Origin of the sequence: Sphingomonas hengshuiensis, assembly GCF_000935025.1 — a bacterium.
Classification (GTDB): domain Bacteria; phylum Pseudomonadota; class Alphaproteobacteria; order Sphingomonadales; family Sphingomonadaceae; genus Sphingomonas; species Sphingomonas hengshuiensis.
In genome coordinates this window covers 82681-102730 of the sequence record NZ_CP010836.1, presented here as the reverse complement: position 1 = coordinate 102730, position 20050 = coordinate 82681, and the positions used below count along the sequence as shown (strand labels likewise).

The window sequence follows — 20050 nt, the reverse complement described above, 5'->3', positions numbered from 1 at the left end:
TCAGACCGCGACGGGCACTTCGGCGTCGGGCTGCCCTTCCTCGCTGGCCGGATGGTCCAGCGTCACGGTGGTTCCCGGCGCGGTGTCGGTAACGGTGATCTGCGCGTCGAGCTGCTTGGCGAGCGCCTGGACGATGTTGGTGCCGAGCCCCGCCGACGCGCTCGGCTGGGCCGGCATCCCGACTCCGTCATCGGCGATCGACAGGTGCCACGCATCGCCCGCGCTGCCGTATTGGACGACGATCTTGCCCTGCCTCTCGCCGGGAAAGGCGTGTTTGAGTGCGTTGATCACCAGTTCGGTGACGATCAATCCCAGGCTGATCGAGACATTGGCCTTGACGCGGCTGTCGTCGCTGCGCACGTCGAGCTTTACCTGGTCGTGATCGTGGATCATCGACGCGCCGATGCTCTCGCACAACTGAGTCAGATACGGGCGCAGGTCGACATGGTCCGCCGCCGATACCGCTAGCTGTTTCTGCATCGCCGCGACCGACATCACGCGGTTATGCGCATCGTGCAGATGCCCGCGTGCCTCGTCCGATTGCGCGCGCTTGGCGCTCTGCATCAACACGCTCGCGATGATCTGGAGGCTGTTGGCGACGCGGTGCTGGAGTTCCTGTTGCAACAGCCCCTTGTCGCGGATCAGGTCGCTGTTCAGCTTCTCGGCGATGCGCGCGTCGGTAACGTCGGTGACCGCGAGCAACAGCCGGATCGCCTCGCCTTCGCCATAGTCGAGCTTGTGCGCGTTGAGGATCAACCGGCGCGGCGCCTGTCCCGCGCGCTTCAGGTCGAACTCATAGTTTCGCACCTCGGCAAGGCCGGAGGCGGTGGCCTTGAGCAGCGACTGGAGTTGCGGAACCGCCCATTCCCCCTTGCCCAGCGTCGCGAACTCGCGTCCCCGGATCGTGGCGGCGCTGACGTCGAACGCAATGCAGAACGCATGGCTCGCGCCCACGACGACGCGCGCCTCGTCGAGCAGCAGCACCGGCGCGTGCGACGACGCAACGACGGCCATGGCCAGATTCAGCCCGATGTCTGACGGTGTGGAAGGCATAGGGGCCCCTTCGGTCCCCGGACTTTCGAAGCGAAAGCCCGATGGGCAGCGTCGGAACGCTTTGGCTGCGCCTTTTGCCTGGGAACCACCTAGCATGCCCGGCGCCCGCGGGACGCATCAAATCGGCGGGGGCGGAATCGCGAGGCCATGGCGGGCTGGCGCGGCGGATGCTATGATGCGCCATCACCGGATTCCATCCGAGCATCGCGTGACTGAGGGACCTCGTGCCCTCGCTCCCTGCGGGGATTATTGTCATGGACATCGACTATCTATTGGAACGCGAAGCCGTTTCCCTGCGCCGGTCACGGACCGCGCACAGCATCGAGGCACGGATCGCACATGCCGGGCTAGCCCGCGCCTATGGCCGGATCGCGCGCAGCCGCGCCGCGCTGCCCGACCTCGCAACGCCCGCGAAAGTCGTCCCGCGATGACGTCGCGTATCGCGATCATCGGCGCCGGCCATGTCGGCGCCACCACGGCCTATGCGCTGATGCTGCGCGGGCTGTTCGCCGAAATTGTGCTGATCGACACCAATGCCGAACTCGCTGCGGCGGAGGCTGCCGACATTTCGGATGCGGGCGCGCTGACCAGGCCGACGCGGGTTTTCGCCGGCAGCTATGCCGATGCCGCCAGCGCGCGGATCGCCGTGCTCACCGCGGGGGCCGCGACGCATGGCTCGGAAAGTCGCCTCGCGGTGACTGCCCGCAGCGCCGCGATCGTCACCGCCTGCGTCACCGAGCTGAGGGCGGCGGGGTTCGACGGCATATTGGTCGTAGCCTCGAATCCGGTCGACGTGATGGCGCGCACCGCCTTCCGCTGCTCGGCAATGCCCGCCGCGCGCGTCATCGGCACCGGGACCTTGCTCGACAGCCTGCGCCTGCGCCAGGAAATCGCCACCCGACTCCACGTCGCCCCGGCTTCGGTCGACGCGATGGTGCTCGGCGAACATGGCGACAGCGAAGTCGCGATCCTCTCGTCGATCCGCGTCGGCGGCCAGCCGATCGCGCAGTTCGAGTCCGGGCACGCGCCGCTCGACTTGCCGCACATCGCCGAACAGGTGCGCTGTGCCGCCTATGACATCATGGCGGGCAAGGGCTATACCTCGTTCGGCGTGGCGACCGCCGCGGTCCGGATCTGCGAGGCGATCGCCCGCGACGAGCATGTCGTGCTGCCGGTATCGTCGCTGCTGACGGGGCAGTTCGGGTTGGAGGACCTCTATCTCAGCCTGCCCTGCCTGGTCGGCGCGGGCGGGATCGAGCGGACAATGATTCCAGAGCTAAACCATTGGGAACAAACGGCTTTTCAGGCATCCGCCGCGGCGGTGCAGGCGGCGATCGACGGCATCGTGCCGCCGGCCTGAGCGGGGCGCCTGCTCCTGGCCGTCAGCCCCCTTGCAATGTTGGATTTCAACTGCTGCGATCTCCGGCGCCATGCCGCTGCCCGCCGCCCCTCCCAAACGACGCGCCCCCCGCCCCGCAGGGCGGAGCGAGGGGCGTAGATGCCTAAACTTCGTAAACTTCGCAGCCCCGCCGGGTTCAGCCCAGCTTGGCCTCGGCGTGCTTCTTCAGGTCGACTTCGGCCCGCGCACCGTAATGCTGGATGATCTCCGCGGCGCAGATCGCGCCCAGCCGCAGCGAGTCCTCGATGCTCTTGCCGCGGGCCTGTCCGTGGAGGAACCCCGCCGCGAACATGTCCCCCGCGCCGGTGGTGTCGACCAGCTTCTCGATCGGCTCGGCGGGCACTTCGACGCGGGCGCCGTTGGACAATGCCATCGCGCCCTTCTCGCTGCGGGTGACGACGAGCAACGGCACCTTGTCCGCCATGTGTGCCACCGCCGCTTCGAACGCCTCATGCCCGCACAAAGCAAGCAGCTCGTTCTCGTTGGCGAACAGGATATCGATCAGCCCGTCGGCGATCAGCGCGCGGAAGTCGTCGCCATGGCGCGAGATGCAGAACACGTCGGACAGAGTGAACGCGACCTTGCGACCATTGGCGCGGGCGATGTCGATCGCCTTGCGCATCGCCGCGCGGGGCTCTTCGGGGTCCCACAGATAGCCTTCGAGATACAGGATCGCGCCGCTGGCGATCACCTGCTCGTCCAGCGCGGCGGCGGGCAGGAACTGCGACGCGCCGAGGAAGGTGTTCATCGTGCGCTGGCCATCGGGCGTGACGAAGATCAGGCAGCGCGCGGTGGTCGGCTGGCCGGGGCGCACCGCGGTCGCGAAATCGACTCCCGCCGCACGCAGATCGTGCGCGAATACCGCGCCGAGCTGGTCGTCGGCGACCTGGCCGATGAACGCCGTCTTGCCGCCCAGCGCGGCGATGCCGGCGACGGTGTTGCTCGCCGACCCGCCCGAAACCTCGCGGCCCGGCCCCATCTTGGCATAGAGCGCATCGGCTTCCTCGGGCGAGAACATGAGCTGCATCGAGCCCTTGGCGACGCCGATTTCCTCGATGAAGCTGTCTTCGGCCTGGGCGAGGATGTCGACGATGGCGTTGCCGATCGCGACCACGTCATAGGTGGTGCTGGTCAAGTCGTGGCTCCAATTCGGTTGCGCCGAAGCCCTAGGGGCAGGCAAGGGATAGTGCAATGATCCAGGCGTTCTTCCTCTCGCTCGGCCAGTTGCTCGACCGGCGCATCGCGATCGTGTTCCTCAAATCGCTGCTGGTGACGCTGGTGGTGTTCGCGGGCGCCGGGGTCGGGCTGTGGTTCGCGATGCGCTGGCTTAGCGGCGTGGTCGGCCCGTGGCTGGGGCTCGGCGCGGCAAGCGGCGGCGCCTTTGCCGATCTCGCGACACTGGTGCTGCTGCTCCTCGCCTGGTGGCTGTTGTTCCGGGCGATCGCGATCGCAGTCATCGGCATCTTCGCCGACGAAGTCGTCGCGGCGGTCGAGGCGCGGCATTATCCACAGGCGCTGGCCAGCGCCCGCGACGTGCCGTTGGCCCGATCGGTGGCGATGGGGGTCGGCTCCGGGGTGCGGATCGTCGCAGTCAACCTGCTCTTGTCGCCGGTGTATCTGCTGCTGATCGTCACGGGCGTCGGCACCGCGATCCTGTTCTTCCTCGTCAACGCCTGGCTGCTCGGGCGCGATCTGGGCGACATGGTCGCGGCGCGGCACATGCCCTATGCCGAGGTGCCACGATGGCGCGGACGGACCATCTGGCTTCGCTTCGCGTTGGGAGCGATCGGCACCGGGCTGTTGCTGGTGCCGGTGCTCAATCTGGTCGCGCCGATTATCGGCGCGGCGATGGCGACACATGCATTCCACCGTGGGAGACGGCAATGAGGTTTTGGATAATCGGCGCGGCGCTGGCGCTGGCCGGGTGCGGCGGCAGCATGATCCCCGATGCGCGACCCGCAGGCTATGTCCCCGTCCCCAGTGCCGCGCCGGTGCCGGCGAGCGTCGGCGCGCTCAAGGGGCTCAGCGCGCAGCGGCTGGTCGGCCAGCTAGGCGCGCCGCTGCTCGACGTGAGCGAGGGACAGGGGCGCAAGCTCCAGTTTGCGGGGCCGATCTGCGTGCTCGACGCCTATCTCTACCCGCCCCAGAACGGGCGCGGCGAGCCGGTGGTCGCCTATCTCGACACCCGTCAGCGCGACGGCAGCCCGATCGACCAGGCAAGCTGCGTCGCGGCGCTGGTCAAGCGGTCGCCGCCGGGTCGGTGAGCGACCACTCGGCCCGCACCCCGGCATCGCCCTCGCCCGCCAGCCGAGCCGCCCGCTCGGCGGCAAAGCGCAGCCGGTCGAGCCGCGACAGCGCCCACACCGCCGCCCCGCGCACCTCAGGCGCCGGATCGTCGAGCAGCGCCGCCACCGGCGCGACCAGCGCCGCGCTGTCGCTGTTACCCGCCGCGATCAGGCAGTTGCGCACCCAGCGACCGCGCCCGATCCGCTTGATCGGCGATCCGGCAAACACCTCGCGAAACGCCGCATCGTCGAGCGCGAGGAGGTCGGCCAGTTCGGGCGCGGTGAGTTCGGCACGCGGCGCAAACGCCCTATTGGCCTGCGCCGCCGCCGCGAACTTGTTCCACGGGCACACCGCCAGGCAATCGTCGCAGCCATAGATGCGATTGCCAATCGCGGCCCGAAACTCATGCGGGATCGGCCCCTTATGCTCGATCGTCAGGTACGAAATGCACCGCCGGGCATCGAGCCGATAGGGCGCGGGGAATGCATCGGTCGGGCACGCCGTCTGGCACGCATCGCAACTGCCGCAGCTCCCCTGCCCCGCCGCATCGGGGTCGAGCGCGAGCGTGGTATAGATCGCGCCGAGGAACAGCCAGCTGCCATGGCTGCGGCTGACCAGATTGGTATGCTTGCCCTGCCACCCCAGCCCCGCCGCCTCGGCCAGCGGCTTTTCCATCACCGGGGCGGTATCGACGAACACCTTCACATCGGCCCCCGGCGCCTCCACCACGATCCAGCGCGCCAGCTCCTTCAGCCGCCGCTTGATCACGTCATGATAATCCCCGCCCTGCGCATAGACCGAGATGCGGGCATGCTCGCCTGCATCGGCGAGCGCGAGCGGATCGGTGGCGGGGGCATAGCTCATGCCCAGCGCGATCACCGAGCGGACCTCGGGCCACAAGGCGGCAGGGCTTTCGCGGTGGTGCGCGCGCGCCTCCATCCACAGCATCGATCCATGCGCGCCGTCCGCCAGCCATTCGCGCAGCCGCCGGCCCGCCGCAGGCGCGGCATCGGCACGCGCGACGCCGCACGCGGCAAACCCGATTTCCGCTGCTTTGAGCTTCATCCGCGCTTCGAATGGCTTGTCTTGCCGCACGCGCACCCGCTACCACGAAATCCGAACAGGGAGAGCGACAAAGTGAGCAGCGAATTGGCGGTAAGCGCCAAGGGGCTCGTCAAGCGCTTCGGCGACCGGCGGGTCGTCGATGGCGTCGACATCGCCGTGACCCGCGGCGAGGTCTACGGCGTGCTCGGCCCGAATGGCGCAGGCAAGACCACGACGCTGCGGATGCTGCTGGGCATTATCGAGCCCGATGCGGGCGAGCGGATGCTGCTCGGCCATTCCGCGCCTTCGGAGGCGAGCGACCAGGTCGGCTATCTGCCCGAGGAACGCGGCCTCTATCCGAACATGAAGGCACGCGAGGCGATCGCGTTCATGGGTGCGCTGCGGGGGCTGCCCTGGGCGGTCGGGCGCAAGCGCGCCGTGACGCTGATGGAGGCTGCCGGGCTCGGCCATGCCGTCGACGACAAGATCCGCAAACTGTCCAAGGGCATGGCGCAGCTCGTCCAGTTGCTGGGATCGGTGGTCCACGAGCCCGAATTGCTGGTGCTCGACGAACCCTTTTCGGGGCTCGACCCGGTCAACCAGGAACGGCTGGAGAAGCTGATCCGCGTCCAGCGCGATCGCGGTGCGACGATCCTGTTCTCGACGCATGTCATGGCGCATGCCGAACGGCTGTGCGACCGGCTGTCGATCATCGCCGGCGGCAAGGTGCGTTTCCAGGGCACTGTCGCCGATGCCCGCGCGACGCTGCCGCTAAAGGCGCATTACACCCCGCATTATGATGCCGACGGTGCCGGCGCGCTGCTTCCGGCCGATGCCGAGCGCGAGAATGGCAGCTGGCGCTTCACCGTGCCCGACGAGGGTATCGAGGCGCTGCTCGTGCGGCTGATCGATGGCGGCCACGGCGTGTCGGGGCTCTCGATCGAGCGTCCCGGGCTGCACGACGCCTTCGTGCGGATCGTCGGCGAACAGGCGCTGGAGGCCGCGGCATGAACAAGTTCCGACGCATGCTGCGCCAGACGATGACCGTCGCGCGGCGAGATTTCATCGCCACGGTGTTCACCCCCACCTTCCTGCTGTTCCTGCTCGCGCCGGCGCTGATGATCGGGTTCGGCACGGTCGGCGGGCTCGGCGCCCAGTCGATCGTCGGCGACGACAGCCGGCTTCAGATGATCGTGATCGCCCCCGCCGAACAGGCCGCGACGCTGCGCCAGACCGACCGCCAGCTGCGCGCGCTGTTTCCGAGGAAAAGCGACCTGATGCCGCCCCCGCTCACGATCGCGGCGCCCGCCGGCGATCCCGCGGCGCAGGCACGCGCGCTGATCGACAGCGAGACCGACGTCGCGGCGGTGCTGTACGGCCCGCTCAACGCCCCCGAAATCCTGTACCTCCCCCGCGGCTGGACCGAGGCGCAGTTCCTGGCGCAGGTCGCCGAACAGACCCTGCGCGCGCAACGCCTCGGCAGCACTGCGCCGCTGAGCACCGTGACCAAGACGGTGGTCCAGCGCGGCAGCGTGTCGACGGGCGGCCGCGGCCAGACTGCGGCGATCGGAGTGTTCGCGATCTTCTTCCTCACTTTGTTCCTCTCCGGCCAGGCCGTGGGGACGATGGCCGAGGAGCGGTCGAACAAGGTGATCGAAATCCTCGCCGCCGCGGTTCCGCTGGAAAGCGTGTTCCTGGGCAAGCTCATCGGGATGTTCGGCTCGGCGCTGCTGTTCCTGCTGTTCTGGGCGACGCTGCTCACCAATGCCGCGAAGTTCCTTCCCCCAGCGATCGCCGACGGGCTGTTCAGCACCGGCGCGGCGGTCGGCCCGATCGCCTATCCGCTGCTGTTCGTCGCCTATTTCACGATGGCCTATATGCTGCTGGGGGCAGTGTTCCTGGGCATCGGCGCGCAGACCTCGACTCCGCGCGAACTGCAGATGCTGTCGCTTCCGATCACGATCTTTCAGATGCTGATGTTCGGCGCCTCGCTCTCGGCGGCGAACAATCCCGATAGCTGGATGGCGACCGCAGCCGAACTGTTCCCGTTCAGCTCGCCCTTCGCGATGATCGCGCGGGCCAGCAATTCCCCCGAATTGTGGCGCCACGGCGCGGCGCTGGCGTGGCAGTTGCTATGGGTCGCGATCACCGTCGGGCTTGGCGCGCGCTGGTTCCGTCGCGGGGTGCTCAAATCGGGGAGTCCAAAGCTTCGCCTGCGGCGGCTGTTCGCACGCTGACTGCTATTGACAGGATTGTCAGTTAGGCGTCTCCTGCCAAAAAGACAGGAGAGGCATCATGGCAACGCTTGCGCCCGAAACCGCGCCCGGCTCGCGCGTCGATCCGCTCGACGTGACCCGACCCGAACTGTACCGCGACGACACCTGGCACGAACCCTTTCGCCAGCTCCGCGCCGAGGCGCCGGTGCGCTACACGCCGGACAGCGCCTTCGGCCCCTATTGGTCGGTGTCGAGCTACAAGGGCATCGTCGCAGTCGAATCGCTGCCTGAGCTCTATTCGTCCGAAGCAGGCGGGATCACCGTCGCCGATCTGCAGGAGGGCGATATCAAGATGCCGATGTTCATCGCGATGGACCGGCCCAAACACACCGGCCAGCGCCGCACCGTCGCGCCCGCCTTCACGCCCAGCGAAATGGCGCGGATGCGCGAGAATATCCGGGCGCGATCCGCCGAAATCCTCGATTCGCTTCCCGTCGGCGAGACGTTCGACTGGGTCGATTCGGTTTCGATCGAACTGACGACGCAGATGCTGGCGATCCTGTTCGACTTCCCCTGGGCCGACCGGCGCAAGCTCACCTTCTGGTCCGACTGGGCGGGCGATATCGAAATCGCCAAGGACCCGATCAAGAAGCAGGAGCGGCTCCAGCATCTGTTCGAATGCGCCGCCTATTTCGGCACTCTGTGGCAGAGCAAGCTGGGCAAGCCGCCGACCCCCGACCTGATCTCGATGATGATCCATTCCGATGCGATGTCGCACATGGACCAGCATGAGTTCCTCGGGAACCTGATCCTGCTCATTGTCGGCGGCAACGACACGACGCGCAATTCGATGAGCGCCTTCGCCTATGGCCTCGACCTGTTCCCAGACGAGCGGGCAAAGCTCGAGGCCGATCCGGGGCTGATCCCCAATGCCGTCCAGGAGATCATCCGGTGGCAGACGCCTTTGTCGCACATGCGCCGCACCGCGACGGCGGATACCGAGTTGGAGGGGCAGACGATCCGCGCCGGGGACAAGCTCGCTTTGTGGTATGTATCGGCCAATCGCGACGAATCGGTGTTCGCCGATGCCGACCGGATACGCCTCGACCGCGAGAATGCCCGCCGCCACCTGGCGTTCGGGCACGGCATCCATCGCTGCGTCGGCGCGCGGCTGGCCGAGCTACAGATCGGGATATTGCTCGAGGAGATGGCGCGTCGCCGGCTGCGGGTCAATGTGGTGGGCGCACCCGAGCGAGTCGCCGCCTGCTTCGTGCATGGCTATCGCAAATTGCCGGTCGAGCTCAGCCGCTATTGATCGCGCGATGAAATCGGCGCGAGCCGCATCCTTTCGGCGGCGCGATACGAACCTATATCGCACCAACCAGCCGGGAGCCGAACCATGACCGTCGATCGCCGAACCTTCGTCACCGTCGCCGCGTTCGGCGGGCTCACCGCCGCGTGCAGTTCCGAGCCTGCGGAGGCCGCGCAGAAATTCCCGTTCCAGCTCAGCGATGCCGAGTGGAAGAAGCGCCTCTCACCCGCCGCCTACAATGTCCTGCGCAACGACGGGACCGAGCGCCCCTATTCGAGCGCGCTCAACAACGAGCATCGCGCCGGGGTATTCGCCTGCGCGGGCTGCGCGCTGCCGCTCTTCTCGTCGTCGACCAAATTCGACAGCGGCACCGGCTGGCCCAGCTTTTACGCGCCGCTCGCCAATGCCGTGGTGACCCGGACCGATCGCACCCTGGGCATGGCGCGGACCGAAGTGCGGTGCCGCCGTTGCGGCGGGCATCTGGGGCATGTTTTCGACGATGGCCCGAAGCCGACCGGGCTTCGCTATTGCATGAACGGTGTGGCGATGACCTTCCGGGCCAGGGCCTGACCGGCGATCAATTGACGCCGACCGCCAGCAGGTTCTCGGGGCGAAGGCTGGCATCGAGCGCGGCGACCAGCACCGGGCTGGCCTTGACCCCGGCATCTGCCATGAGCGGGGCTTCCCAGCCGCGATCGGACGCCGGAGCCGCATAGATGAAGCCGTTGACCGGATAGGTCGAGGTGCCGAGCCCGCCGATTGGTCCGAACCAGACGCGGACCTTGCTCCAATCGCCCGCCGCCGACACGTCGATCGCGCGAACGTCGCGCTCGACGCGGCCGGGACGCGACCAGTTGGCATGGGTGAGGAGGACTTCACGCTCGCCGACGACCTGCGACACCGTGGCGACATGGCCGAGCGGCATCTTGCGCGTGCGCTGGAACGACATCACCGCGCCGACCTGCGGCGCATTGCCGCGCTCATAGCGGCCGGCGGCCTGCGCCCACCAGGTCCAGGCATTGCCGCGGATCTGCACGCCCGAGATTTCGCGGGCATAGGTCACGCACTGCCAGAAGGTCCCCTTGGCCTGGGCCGGGACCGCCGTCATCAGGGCGCACGCCGCCACCAGCGCAAAACGCGCTGCGAAAACTCGGAAATTCATGGACCCCCCGGTCAAGGAAGTTGTTCGTTGCAGGTTCATACTCAGATCATAGAAGACCGGTACACCCCCCGGATCGCCCGATCCGACGAACCGTTGCGACGAGCCGATGGGCTGCAGGAACTTGCGGCGGGCGGTTCATCGCACCCCTTTTTTGCCTCCGGATCATTCCTGAGCCGTTGATGTTCGCCGCAATGCGGAAATGGCAGAAATTCGCCGTATGTTGCGCAATCGCATCATCGCCGACGAAATTTTCGCCCGAATTTGCTCGGTTCGCCGCAATGCATGTTGCGCCGCAACACCTTTCGGGTTCCTATAATGAACGGGGGACGACACGGCATTAAGCGGCGCGTTAACCAAACAGCCGCATGATCCGGGTCGGAGGGTTTCGACTGGGTGGGAGTGACGGTAGAATGGCATCGAGAATGAAGCCGGCCGAAGGCGCCATGACGCTGGCCGAGATGAAGGAATTCGCAGGGTTCACCGCGGCGACGCAACGCTATGTGCGCCGCTCGCTCGACATCGGGCTCGAACGTGACGACGCACTGGAGCGCTGGTCGCGCGACGTCGTCGAGGCGGCGAGCATCCGGGCGCAGGCGCGGATGTACGATCGGCTTGCCGAAGTCCGCGCGCTGATGCCCGAGGACAGCGATCTCGACACGATCGAGCCGTTCATGGCGCCGCTGGTCACCGTATCGGCATTCGATCTGAGCCAGGGGCGGCTGACGACCTTTTCGGCCTATCGCTTCCTGTACGAGCGGCTGATCGGCGCCGAGGTGCGGCCCTGGCTTCCCGCGGCGTTCTGCTCGGCGGCGGCTCTGCCGCATCTGCACCCGGACCTGCGCCGCAAGCTGCTCCAGTCGATCAGCGAAGCCGCAGCGACCGCGTCGGGCTGGTCGAACCGCCAGCCGGCGTTCTTCCCGCAATGGGTGGAAAAGGTCGACGCCACCGCCCTGCCCAACTGACCCGCCCCACCCCTCCCCAGCGGGAGGGGTCAGCGGCACGCCCGCCAGCCCATTTCGCCGCGCTCGGCCTGGTCGAGGTGCAAATGGTCGCGGTGCGCTTCATTGTAATCCGGCGACAATACCGTCGAGAACAGCCGGCATCCACCCGTCCGTACCTCATGGAGGAACGCGGCCTTCTCCCCGCCCTCGTCCCAGTCGGCCAGCACGCTGACCCGCGTTCCGTCCGACAGGCGGAAGGCGGCGACGTCGAGCGCGTCCGCGGTCGCATGCTCGCTCCAATCTCCCGACCCGCGCCCATAGAGACGGCGGCACGAATAGCTCCCGAGATGCTCGATCGTCTCGACCCGCGCGCCGAAATGGCGTTGCGCAGCGGGCTGGAGCACATTCCATTCCCACACCGCCAGCGCCGCCGCGACCGGACACGCGACCCCGAGCCGCGCGGGGCTGTACGCAATCTGCTGCGTCCCGCCCGGCGCGAAGCGGACTGCGTCGGTATAGCCGCATTTGCCGTCGGACTTGACCGGCGGCAGCATCGTGTAGCGCACCCCCGCGGCGCGCAACTGCGCCCGGCACCCGGCATAATCGTCGGTCAGCCCTGCCAGCTTGCGCCCGGTAAACGCCCCGATCGGCGCCCCGAGGTCCAGCCGAGTCCAGGGCAGGTCCTGCGGACGGCTGCGCACCATCGCATAGATCGCGAAGGCCACGCCCAGCAACACCGCGGCGACTACAATCGCGGTCAGCACCTGGCGGACCGCCCTCACGCCCGCCGCACCGCGCTGAGCGGCTGCGCGGCCACCGGATAGCCCAGGTCATCGGGAATGCAGAGATGGTCGACGCCCTCGCGCGCTTCTATCCACGGCGTGATCGGGCGGATCGCATGCGCCTGCGCATCGGCGACGGCGTCGGAAAAGGACCCGAACAGCGCCATCCGCTCCAGATTGCGCCGCGTCGGGAAAATGATCGTGGCGGCCCCGGCATCCGCGGCGGCGAGCACCGCGCGCGCGCTGCTCCAGAACACGCGGACATTCTCGTTGCCGTCGACGACCGGTTCCGCATCGGCGGGCGCTTGCGCGAGGTAGAAGCGCGTGTCGAACACCCGATGCGGCACCCCGTGCGGCAGCCAGCGGGCAAAGGGGATCAGCGCATCGAGCCGCAACATGCCGCCCGCTGCGGCGATTTCGGCGCCCATCGGGGCACCGGCGTAAATCCGCTCGCGTAGCCCCAGAATCGCATCGCCGGGAAGGTCGACGCCCACGGCGACTCCCGCCTCTTCCAGCGTCTCGCGCACCGCCGCCACGCGCGCGGCCATATCGTCGGGATCTCCAGCCATCAGAGCGGCCAATGCCCGATCGCCCGGATCGATCCGTCCGCCGGGGAAAACCAGCGCGCCACCCGCAAACGCCATCGCCCGCGCGCGTTCGACCATCAGCAATTCGGGCGGGCCGCCGGCGACCTCGCGCATCACGATGACAGTAGCGGCGGGTATCGCCTCGGGCTGGTCCATGTCCCTGACTTAGGGGGCCGGCGCGGCGCTCACCACCCCGACATCTTCAGCCGCACGCGAAACACCTTGTCGCTCGACGTGATGAACAGCGTCCGCCCGTCCTCGCCGAACGCGCAGTTCGCCGCCGACTGGCCGGTGGAGATCAGCCCCAGCCGCCGCCCGGTGTGATCGAGGATATGGATGCCACCCGGCCCGCTGGCAAACAAATGCCCGCTCGCGGCGACCTTCATCCCGTCGGGCAGGCCCGGCAGGCCCTTCGCGGCATCGGCGCGGAAGTCGGCAAGCACGCTTCGCGTCCCCTGCTGGCCTGCGCGATCGATCGGATAGGCATAAATATAGGCGGTCGCCGGATCGGAGACCGAGACATAGAGCACGCGACCGTCGGGCGAGAGGCCGATGCCATTGGGCCGGGTAAGCGTCCCGTCGACCAGCGTGACGGTGCCATCGGCCGCCAGCCGATAGACGCCATTGACCGACTGCTCCTTCAGCGGCGACGTATCGCCCTCGGTCAGGCCGTAAGGCGGATCGGTGAAGTAGATCGTGCCATCCGCGGCGATCACCAGATCGTTGCAGCTGTTCAGCCGCTTGCCCTCGAACCGATCGGCGAGAATCGTCTTCTCGCGGGTTTTCAGGTCGACGCGCACGATCGCGCGCGTCCCGCTGTCCGCGATCACCAACCGGCCCTCGCGATCCAGCACCATCCCGTTCGATCCGGGCTCGCGGAGCGCTGCGGGGACCGGGCCGGCGAGGCCCGATGGCTGGAGGAAGACGCTTTTGCCCTCCCCCTGCTTCCAGCGATAGGCGATGTTCACGGGCGGATCGGAAAAGAGCAGATAACCGCCCTCGCGGACCCAAACCGGCCCCTCGGCCCATTGGATGCCATCGGCGATGCTCTCGATCGGGACACGGGCGTCCAGTATCGCGTCCAGCGCCGGGTCCAGCCGGGTGATCCCGCTCGTCGCCTGAGCGCGCGCGAGTCCGGGCAGCAGCGGCGCCGCCGCGATGGCGGCGATCAATGCCCGGCGTGTCGTCTCAACCATGACTTCCCTCTCCTCGTTACCCCGGCATAGCCTGATCAGGCGGGCAGCGTCACCCGTGCGACCAGCCCGCCTTCGGGGCAATTCTCCAGCGTCACTTCGCCGCCATGCGCCCGCGCCACCGCCCGCGCGCTCGCCAGCCCCAGCCCGGTGCCGCCGGTATCGCGGCTGCGCGACTTTTCGCTGCGGAAAAACGGTTCGAACACGCGATCGATTTCCTCGGCGGGGATACCGGGACCATGGTCGCGGATTTCGACCACGGCCTGCCCCTGCGCGCGCGAGATCGCGACCGTCGCATCGCCGGCATATTTGACAGCGTTGCTCACCAAATTGGTCAGCAGCGTCTTCAGCGCCACCGAATCGCCCTCGACGACGACCGGCGCGCCCGTCGCGATCGTCACCGGGTCGCCATGATCGCTCATATCGTCCACCACGGTCTCCGCCAGCGAGCGCAGATCCAGCGGTCGCCGCGATCCCGCCAGCGACCCGGCGTCACGGACATAGGCCATCGCTGCCGACAACATCGCCTGCATCTCGCCAATGTCCCGCTCGCACGCCTCCCGCACCGGCTCGGGGGTGCCCTCCAGCCGCAGCCCCAGCCGCATCAACGGGGTGCGCAGGTCGTGCGCAATTGCCGCCATCACCGTCGTGCGATCATCGACATAGCGGTTGAGCCGCGCCTGCATCCGGTTGAACGCCGCCGCAGCGTCCGCAATTTCGGCGGGCCCGGCCAGCGTCAGCGGCGCCGCGCGTGGATCGCGCCCCAGTCGCTCCGCTGCCGCCGCAAACGCGCCGATCGGACCCGCCAGCCGCCGCGCCAGCATCCAGGCGAACGGCGCCACCGCGACCACCGCCAACACCAGCCAGAACAGCACGAACCACCGCCACGGATCGACGACCCGGTTCGATTCGACGCGCAGCCAACTGCCGTCATCCCGCCGGAACTCGGCGCGGAAACCGTCGATCAACACCAGATCGCGCGCCACCGGGCGGATCGTGGCGGCATCGACGCGCGGCACGCTGGTCCGGTCATAGACCGGCGCCCGCTGGAGAAACGGCGCCGGGAAGCTGATCTGGACGCGGTCGGGCGCGACCCCCATCACCATCGCCAGCGCCAGCTGGAGCCGCTCCGCGCGCGGGTGCCAGGGCGCGGGTTCGACATGCGTAAGCCTGGTCACGCGGAAACCCGCGCGGGCATCGGCATCGGTCAGCGCCTCGGCAAGCTGGCCCACGGTGTAGATCTTGCCCGCGGGCGGCTGCACCGCGATCAGCAGCGCGAAGTTCAACAATTGCACCGCGCCGACGCACAACAGCATCAGGGCGAAGACGCGGAGGAACAGCGACGTGCGCGCCCTGCCCTGCAATCGATTCATATGCGAACGGCGCGCGGTACGAACAGATAGCCTTCGTTGCGGACGGTGCGGATGATCTCTTCGCCGCGGGCGCGCAGCTTGCGCCGCAGCCGGCTGACCTGCACGTCGATCGCGCGGTCATAGGCGTCCGAATCGGGGCCGCGCGCCGCCGACAGCAACGCCTCGCGCGACAATACGCGCCGCGGGCGCTCGACGAAGACCCGCAGAACCGCAAACTCGCCATCGGTCAGCCCGACCAGCACGCCGTCGGGATCGAACAGCTCGTGCGAGCCCAGGTCGATCCGCCAGCCTTCGAAGGCATAGGCTTCGCCCACCGGCACCGCCGCCGATCCGCGCCGACGCAGCGCCGCACGCACCGTCGCCAGGATTTCGCGCGGACTGCACGGCTTGGGCAAATAATGGCCGGCGCCGACTTCCAGCCCCAATATCCGGTCCTGCTCCTCGCCCAGCGCGCTCAGCAGGATGACTTCGGGCCCGCCATTGCCGACGATGCGCCGACAGGCCGACAACCCGTCCTCGCCCGGCATCATCACGTCCAGAATGATCAGGTCGATCGGCTTTCGCGCCAATATATCGTCCATGTCGCGCGCGTTGGCGGCGGTTTCGACCTGGTATCCGCGCGCGCCCAGGCTGCTGGCGAGCAGCATCCGAATGTCGCGATCATCGTCGACAACCAGAAGCCTCGCCGAATCGCCTGTCATGTCGTTGGAGCCGAGCATCCGGCTATTCTACGTCAAGTCGCGGGAGAATTGCACTGATTCAAGCCATCAGCCGATATCCGATCCCGGGCTCGTTGCGAATGAACGATGCGGGGGCCCCTTCGCTCTCAAGCTTCTTGCGGACTCCGCGCGCGGCCACGCGCAGATATTCGACGTCGCTTTCGTGCCCGGCCCCCCACACTGTCCGGAGAAGCTGGACATGCGTGATCACTCGCCCGGGATGCTTTGCGAGTTCGGCGAGAAAGCCGAACTCCTTCGGAGTCAGGTGCACCTCCACGCCGCCATTGCGCACCAGCCTGGCGGTCAGGTCGATCTCCACCATACCGATCCGGACCACCGCCGCCTCCGCCTCGGCGGACAGCCGGTGGCGCAGCGCAGTGCGGATGCGCGCCAATATCTCCTCGGTATCGAATGGCTTTGTGACATAGTCGTCGGCGCCCAGGTCGAGCGCGGTTACCTTCTGATCGGTCGCGTCCCGCGCCGACACGATCACCACCGCCGCGCCCGCCGCCTTGATCAGCGGGACCAGTTCCAGCCCGTCGCGATCGGGCAGCCCCAGGTCGAGCAGCACCGCATCGGGCTTGTCGATCTGCATCGCCGCCATCGCTTCGCGCGCATTCGCCGCCTCGACCACGCGATAGCCCGCCCGGGCCAGCCCAGTCGCCAGCAGCCTGCGGATCGCGGCCTCATCGTCGACGACCAATATCTTCGGCTGGATACTCATTCGCCGCCCCCGCCCTTGCGCAAATGGCTTTCGGGGATTCGCAGCGTGAAGCACGCCCCGGCGCCATCGGCGCGATTGGCGGCATCGACGCGCAGCCCCATCGCTTCGGCAAAGCCCTTGACGATGGCCAGCCCCAGCCCGGTGCCGCCCTTGCGGTCGGACCCCTCGATCCGGGCAAAGGTTTCGAAGATGCGCTTCTCTTCCCCCGCCGCCAGCCCCGGCCCCTCGTCGAGCACGCTAAGCGTCATGCCGCTGGGCTGGCGCCGCGCCGAAATCGTGATGGGCGATCCGGAATCGCCATATTTCGCGGCGTTTTCGAGCAAGTTGATCAGGCAATGGTGGAATAGCTGCGCATCGACCGAGACAAAGGGAAGTTCGGGCGACACGTCCAGCCGGATCGCATGCCCTTCCAGCGCGCGGCGAAGGTCGTGGACCGCGCTTGCCGCCGCTTCGGCCAGGTCGACCGGCTCGATCGCCTGGTGCAGCGCGCCCGATTCGATCCGCACCATGTCGAGCAGGTTCGCGACGAAGCGGTGCAGCCGCTCCGCCTCGCTGCGTGCGGCGGCGAGTTGCCCGGCCTGTTCGGGCGACGCGGGCTCCATCTCCGCCAGCATCCCCAGCACGGTGGTCAGCGGAGTGCGAAGATCGTGGCTGACGGACGATAGCAGCGCGGCGCGGAGGCGATCGCGCTCCTTGAGCTGCGTCACCGTCGCCATCTCCGCCTCCAGCGCCATCCGCTCGAGCGCGAGCGCCGCCTGGTCGAGCAAGCTCAGCAGCAGCGGCAGCTGGTCCGAACGCAGCACCGTCGTCGCGTCGGGACGCGCCAGCCCCATCACGCCGAGCACGCGCCCGCCCGCGGCCAGCGGGTGGAACAGCCATTCGGATGCGGTCAGCGTATCCGATCCGCGCCCGGTCGGCTGGTTATGATCGAAGGCCCAGCGCGCCGCCGCCTGCTCGATCGCCTCCAGCCGGTCCTCGGGCGGAAACGCGGCCACCAACGCCAGCTCGCCGTGCTCGGGCAGCAGCAGCACGGTGCTGGCATCGAGCAACCGGCCCACTTCGGCGCACAATATCTGGCCCAGCTCGTCGCGCTTGCTGGTGCCCGTCAGCAGCCGCGCAAAGCCTGCGAGCGCGCTATTCTGTCCCGCGCTGCGCTGCGCCAGCACCGCCTGGGCGCGCACCCGCGCCGCGAGTTGGCTGCTCACCACCGCCACCGCCATCAGCGTCAGCACCGTCAGGATGTTCTGCGGGTCCTGGATCGTGAACGTGTGGGTCGGCGGGATGAAGAAGAAATTATACGCCAGCGACGAGGCGAGCCCGGTGACGACGCCGGTGCGCACGCCATAGCGCGTCGCCGCGACCATCACCGGCAGCAGGTACAGCAGCCCGATATTGGTGACGTTGCCCATGCTGGCGCCGACCAGCGTCACCAGCCCGGTCAGCCCCAGCGATACGGCATAGCCCATGGGCTTGCCCCAGCCATGGCCGGGGCCGCGGCGCGGGCGCTGTCGCGGCGCGGGTGCGCCTTCCGCCATCGGCAGGACATGCACGGCGATTCCGGGGGTTTCGCGCACCAGCCGGTCGACCACCGATCCGTGCCGCAACTCGAACCAGCGCGATCGCGCCGACTTGCCGACGATCAACTGCGTCGCCCGAGCCTCGACCGTAAAGCGCTTCAGCCCCGCGAGAACCGATTCGGCGGGCACCGACGCCACTTGCGCGCCAAGCTGGCTGGCCAGATGCAGCGTCGCGGCCAGTCGGGCGTTCTCCGCGTCGCTGAACTGCGCCGCACGCGGCGTCTCGATATGCACTGCGGTCCAGGGCGCGCGTAGTGCGTCGGCGACACGCTTTGCGGCGCGCACCAGCTCGGCGGCGCCGGGCAGTTCGTGGACCGCCACCACGACACGGTCGCCACCGGCCCAGGTGCCCGCCAGCGCATGGGCGCGCAGATAGTCGAGCATCTGTGCATCCACCGCCTGCGCCGCGCGGCGAAGCGCGAGTTCGCGCAGCGCCGAGAGGTTCGACTTCGAGAAGAAATGCCCCAGCGCGCGGGTCGCCTCCTCGGGGATATAGACCTTCCCCTCCCGGAGCCGCTCGATCAGCTCGTCCGGGGGGATATCGACGACTTCGATCTCGGCGTTTTCGAGCACGCGATCGGGCAACGTCTCGCGCACGCGGACCTTGGTGAACGACGCGACGACGTCGTTCAGGCTCTCCAGATGCTGGATGTTGACCGTCGAATAGACGTCGATCCCCGCCGCCAGCAGCTCCTCGACATCCTGGTAGCGCTTGTCGTGGCGGCTTCCGGGTACGTTGGTGTGCGCCAGCTCGTCGACCAGCACGAGTTGCGGCGCCCGCGCCAGGATCGCATCGACGTCCATCTCGTCGAGGCTGCGGCCCTCATAGTCGACGGCGCGGCGGGGCACGATCTCCAGCCCCTGGACCTGCGCCTCGGTCTCCGCGCGGCCATGCGTCTCGACGATCCCGATCACCACATCAACGCCCGCGCGCAGCCGCGCCACGCCCTCGCGCAGCATCTCATAGGTCTTGCCTACGCCCGGCGCCGCGCCGAGGAAGAGCTTCAGACGGCCACGGCCCTCCTGCGCGGTGGCGCGCAGCAGGGCCTCGGGATCGGGTCTATCGTCGGTCACGCGCCGGCTTTTGCGCCCGCGCGTGCCGCTCTGTCGAGCGCGCGATTGAGCAGCAGGACATTCACGCGGCGCTCGCCGAACATGCCCAGCAACGGCGCCTCGGTCTGTCGCGCGACCAGCGCGCGCACCGCATCGCGCGAAAGGCCGCGCGCCGCCGCCACCCGATCCGCCTGATACAAGGCCGCCTCGGGGCTGATATGGGGATCGAGCCCCGAGGCGGAGGCAGTCACCAGATCGGCAGGAACCCGATTGGCTGGTGCGGCGGTATTGGCGGCGAGATCGGCCTTCACCCGATCGGCCAGCACCTGGCTGGTCGGGCCGAGGTTGGAGCCCGACGAGGCCATTGCGTCATAGCCCGCACCCGCAGCGGAGGGGCGGCCATGGAAATAGCCGGGACCGGCAAAGGATTGCCCGATCAGCGCGGAGCCGACCACGCGGCCCTCGTCTCGGATCAGGCTGCCATTGGCCTGTTCCGGAAAGGCAAGCTGGCCGATCCCGGTGAGCGCCGCCGGATAGGCAAGCCCGAGCAGCAGGGCGAACAGCGCGGCCAGCACGATCGCCGGACGGAATGCAGTGGTGAAATCCCGAAGCATGTCGATATGTCCTTG

The 20050-nt window shown here is 68.1% G+C and carries 21 protein-coding genes; 9 read left to right on the top strand and 12 right to left on the bottom strand.

Annotated features, from left to right (window positions below; translation table 11 throughout):
- Window positions 1–1053 (bottom strand): sensor histidine kinase, encoded by a 1053-nt coding sequence (locus TS85_RS00465; RefSeq protein WP_044329737.1) that lies wholly within the window; start codon window positions 1051–1053, stop codon window positions 1–3.
- Between the two features lie 254 nt (window positions 1054–1307).
- Between TS85_RS00465 and TS85_RS25820 the strand changes: the two genes are divergently transcribed.
- Together TS85_RS25820 and TS85_RS00460 are read left to right on the top strand one after the other, a co-directional pair.
- Window positions 1308–1484, top strand: a complete 177-nt coding sequence (locus TS85_RS25820) for a hypothetical protein (RefSeq protein ID WP_173426206.1) — start codon at window positions 1308–1310, stop codon at window positions 1482–1484.
- Complete coding sequence (locus TS85_RS00460) at window positions 1481–2413, top strand: L-lactate dehydrogenase (protein ID WP_044329736.1); 933 nt, start codon at window positions 1481–1483, stop codon at window positions 2411–2413. The genes TS85_RS25820 and TS85_RS00460 overlap by 4 nt, the downstream gene beginning before the upstream one ends.
- A 175-nt stretch (window positions 2414–2588) precedes the next feature.
- On the opposite strand, the gene TS85_RS00455 is transcribed toward TS85_RS00460, so the two are convergent.
- Entirely contained in the window at window positions 2589–3587 is a 999-nt protein-coding gene (locus TS85_RS00455) for an adenosine kinase (protein WP_044329734.1), read from the bottom strand.
- Between the two features lie 56 nt (window positions 3588–3643).
- Between TS85_RS00455 and TS85_RS00450 the strand changes: the two genes are divergently transcribed.
- Both TS85_RS00450 and TS85_RS00445 read left to right on the top strand, forming a co-directional pair.
- Window positions 3644–4339: an EI24 domain-containing protein gene (locus TS85_RS00450; protein WP_044329732.1), complete on the top strand. Its 696-nt coding sequence runs from the start codon at window positions 3644–3646 to the stop codon at window positions 4337–4339.
- Window positions 4336–4716, top strand: a complete 381-nt coding sequence (locus TS85_RS00445; protein ID WP_044329731.1) for a hypothetical protein — start codon at window positions 4336–4338, stop codon at window positions 4714–4716. The genes TS85_RS00450 and TS85_RS00445 overlap by 4 nt, the downstream gene beginning before the upstream one ends.
- On the opposite strand, the gene queG is transcribed toward TS85_RS00445, so the two are convergent.
- Window positions 4691–5803 carry a tRNA epoxyqueuosine(34) reductase QueG gene (queG, locus tag TS85_RS00440; RefSeq protein ID WP_155006254.1) on the bottom strand — a complete coding sequence of 371 codons (1113 nt, stop codon included), beginning with the start codon at window positions 5801–5803 and terminating at the stop codon, window positions 4691–4693. The genes TS85_RS00445 and queG overlap by 26 nt on opposite strands.
- A 72-nt stretch (window positions 5804–5875) precedes the next feature.
- On the opposite strand from queG, the gene TS85_RS00435 reads away from it, so the two are divergent.
- From TS85_RS00435 to msrB, 4 genes are all read left to right on the top strand, one after another.
- Entirely contained in the window at window positions 5876–6793 is a 918-nt protein-coding gene (locus TS85_RS00435) for an ABC transporter ATP-binding protein (RefSeq protein WP_044329729.1), read from the top strand.
- Window positions 6790–8019 carry an ABC transporter permease gene (locus tag TS85_RS00430; RefSeq protein WP_044329727.1) on the top strand — a complete coding sequence of 410 codons (1230 nt, stop codon included), beginning with the start codon at window positions 6790–6792 and terminating at the stop codon, window positions 8017–8019. Before TS85_RS00435 ends, TS85_RS00430 begins: the two co-directional genes overlap by 4 nt.
- 58 nt (window positions 8020–8077) lie before the next feature.
- The gene (locus TS85_RS00425; RefSeq protein ID WP_044329725.1) at window positions 8078–9313 is read left to right on the top strand and encodes a cytochrome P450; all 1236 of its coding nucleotides are present in this window, start codon (window positions 8078–8080) and stop codon (window positions 9311–9313) included.
- Between the two features lie 84 nt (window positions 9314–9397).
- Entirely contained in the window at window positions 9398–9880 is a 483-nt protein-coding gene (gene msrB / locus TS85_RS00420; protein WP_044329723.1) for a peptide-methionine (R)-S-oxide reductase MsrB, read from the top strand.
- A gap of 7 nt (window positions 9881–9887) precedes the next feature.
- On the opposite strand, the gene TS85_RS00415 is transcribed toward msrB, so the two are convergent.
- On the bottom strand, window positions 9888–10472 hold the full coding sequence (locus tag TS85_RS00415; protein WP_044329720.1) for a CHAP domain-containing protein: 585 nt from the start codon (window positions 10470–10472) through the stop codon (window positions 9888–9890).
- A 410-nt stretch (window positions 10473–10882) separates the two neighbouring features.
- Between TS85_RS00415 and TS85_RS00410 the strand changes: the two genes are divergently transcribed.
- A complete protein-coding gene (locus tag TS85_RS00410) occupies window positions 10883–11434 on the top strand; it encodes a hypothetical protein (protein WP_044329719.1) in 552 nt (183 codons plus the stop codon).
- Window positions 11435–11463: 29 nt separating this feature from the next.
- Here the strand turns inward: TS85_RS00410 and TS85_RS00405 are convergent, their stop codons facing one another.
- The 8 genes from TS85_RS00405 to kdpC are packed head-to-tail and all read right to left on the bottom strand — an operon-like array spanning window position 11464 to window position 20035.
- Window positions 11464–12195 (bottom strand): extensin-like domain-containing protein, encoded by a 732-nt coding sequence (locus TS85_RS00405; protein ID WP_044329718.1) that lies wholly within the window; start codon window positions 12193–12195, stop codon window positions 11464–11466.
- Entirely contained in the window at window positions 12192–12938 is a 747-nt protein-coding gene (locus TS85_RS00400) for an NUDIX hydrolase (RefSeq protein WP_044329717.1), read from the bottom strand. Before TS85_RS00400 ends, TS85_RS00405 begins: the two co-directional genes overlap by 4 nt.
- Window positions 12939–12967: 29 nt before the next feature.
- Entirely contained in the window at window positions 12968–13978 is a 1011-nt protein-coding gene (locus TS85_RS00395; protein WP_044329715.1) for an SMP-30/gluconolactonase/LRE family protein, read from the bottom strand.
- Between the two features lie 35 nt (window positions 13979–14013).
- Window positions 14014–15348, bottom strand: a complete 1335-nt coding sequence (locus TS85_RS00390; RefSeq protein ID WP_044329713.1) for a sensor histidine kinase — start codon at window positions 15346–15348, stop codon at window positions 14014–14016.
- Window positions 15345–16067, bottom strand: coding sequence for a response regulator (locus TS85_RS00385; protein ID WP_044329711.1), 723 nt, complete (start codon window positions 16065–16067; stop codon window positions 15345–15347). The genes TS85_RS00390 and TS85_RS00385 overlap by 4 nt, the downstream gene beginning before the upstream one ends.
- Before the next feature lie 40 nt (window positions 16068–16107).
- Window positions 16108–16791 carry a response regulator gene (locus TS85_RS00380; RefSeq protein WP_044329709.1) on the bottom strand — a complete coding sequence of 228 codons (684 nt, stop codon included), beginning with the start codon at window positions 16789–16791 and terminating at the stop codon, window positions 16108–16110.
- A complete protein-coding gene (locus tag TS85_RS00375; protein WP_044329707.1) occupies window positions 16788–19442 on the bottom strand; it encodes a sensor histidine kinase in 2655 nt (884 codons plus the stop codon). The genes TS85_RS00380 and TS85_RS00375 overlap by 4 nt, the downstream gene beginning before the upstream one ends.
- Complete coding sequence (gene kdpC, locus TS85_RS00370; protein WP_044329705.1) at window positions 19439–20035, bottom strand: potassium-transporting ATPase subunit KdpC; 597 nt, start codon at window positions 20033–20035, stop codon at window positions 19439–19441. The genes TS85_RS00375 and kdpC overlap by 4 nt, the downstream gene beginning before the upstream one ends.
- Window positions 20036–20050: the final 15 nt, after the last annotated feature.

What these genes read in the sequence shown, in the direction of transcription:
- TS85_RS00465 (WP_044329737.1), bottom strand. Translation starts at nt 1,053, where the DNA reads ATGCCTTCCACACCGTCAGACATCGGGCTGAATCTGGCCATGGCCGTC.
- TS85_RS25820 (WP_173426206.1), top strand. Translation starts at nt 1,308, where the DNA reads ATGGACATCGACTATCTATTGGAACGCGAAGCCGTTTCCCTGCGCCGG.
- TS85_RS00460 (WP_044329736.1), top strand. Translation starts at nt 1,481, where the DNA reads ATGACGTCGCGTATCGCGATCATCGGCGCCGGCCATGTCGGCGCCACC.
- TS85_RS00450 (WP_044329732.1), top strand. Translation starts at nt 3,644, where the DNA reads ATGATCCAGGCGTTCTTCCTCTCGCTCGGCCAGTTGCTCGACCGGCGC.
- TS85_RS00445 (WP_044329731.1), top strand. Translation starts at nt 4,336, where the DNA reads ATGAGGTTTTGGATAATCGGCGCGGCGCTGGCGCTGGCCGGGTGCGGC.
- queG (WP_155006254.1), bottom strand. Translation starts at nt 5,803, where the DNA reads ATGAAGCTCAAAGCAGCGGAAATCGGGTTTGCCGCGTGCGGCGTCGCG.
- TS85_RS00430 (WP_044329727.1), top strand. Translation starts at nt 6,790, where the DNA reads ATGAACAAGTTCCGACGCATGCTGCGCCAGACGATGACCGTCGCGCGG.
- TS85_RS00425 (WP_044329725.1), top strand. Translation starts at nt 8,078, where the DNA reads ATGGCAACGCTTGCGCCCGAAACCGCGCCCGGCTCGCGCGTCGATCCG.
- msrB (WP_044329723.1), top strand. Translation starts at nt 9,398, where the DNA reads ATGACCGTCGATCGCCGAACCTTCGTCACCGTCGCCGCGTTCGGCGGG.
- TS85_RS00415 (WP_044329720.1), bottom strand. Translation starts at nt 10,472, where the DNA reads ATGAATTTCCGAGTTTTCGCAGCGCGTTTTGCGCTGGTGGCGGCGTGC.
- TS85_RS00410 (WP_044329719.1), top strand. Translation starts at nt 10,883, where the DNA reads ATGGCATCGAGAATGAAGCCGGCCGAAGGCGCCATGACGCTGGCCGAG.
- TS85_RS00400 (WP_044329717.1), bottom strand. Translation starts at nt 12,938, where the DNA reads ATGGACCAGCCCGAGGCGATACCCGCCGCTACTGTCATCGTGATGCGC.
- TS85_RS00395 (WP_044329715.1), bottom strand. Translation starts at nt 13,978, where the DNA reads ATGGTTGAGACGACACGCCGGGCATTGATCGCCGCCATCGCGGCGGCG.
- TS85_RS00390 (WP_044329713.1), bottom strand. Translation starts at nt 15,348, where the DNA reads ATGAATCGATTGCAGGGCAGGGCGCGCACGTCGCTGTTCCTCCGCGTC.
- TS85_RS00385 (WP_044329711.1), bottom strand. Translation starts at nt 16,067, where the DNA reads ATGCTCGGCTCCAACGACATGACAGGCGATTCGGCGAGGCTTCTGGTT.
- TS85_RS00380 (WP_044329709.1), bottom strand. Translation starts at nt 16,791, where the DNA reads ATGAGTATCCAGCCGAAGATATTGGTCGTCGACGATGAGGCCGCGATC.
- kdpC (WP_044329705.1), bottom strand. Translation starts at nt 20,035, where the DNA reads ATGCTTCGGGATTTCACCACTGCATTCCGTCCGGCGATCGTGCTGGCC.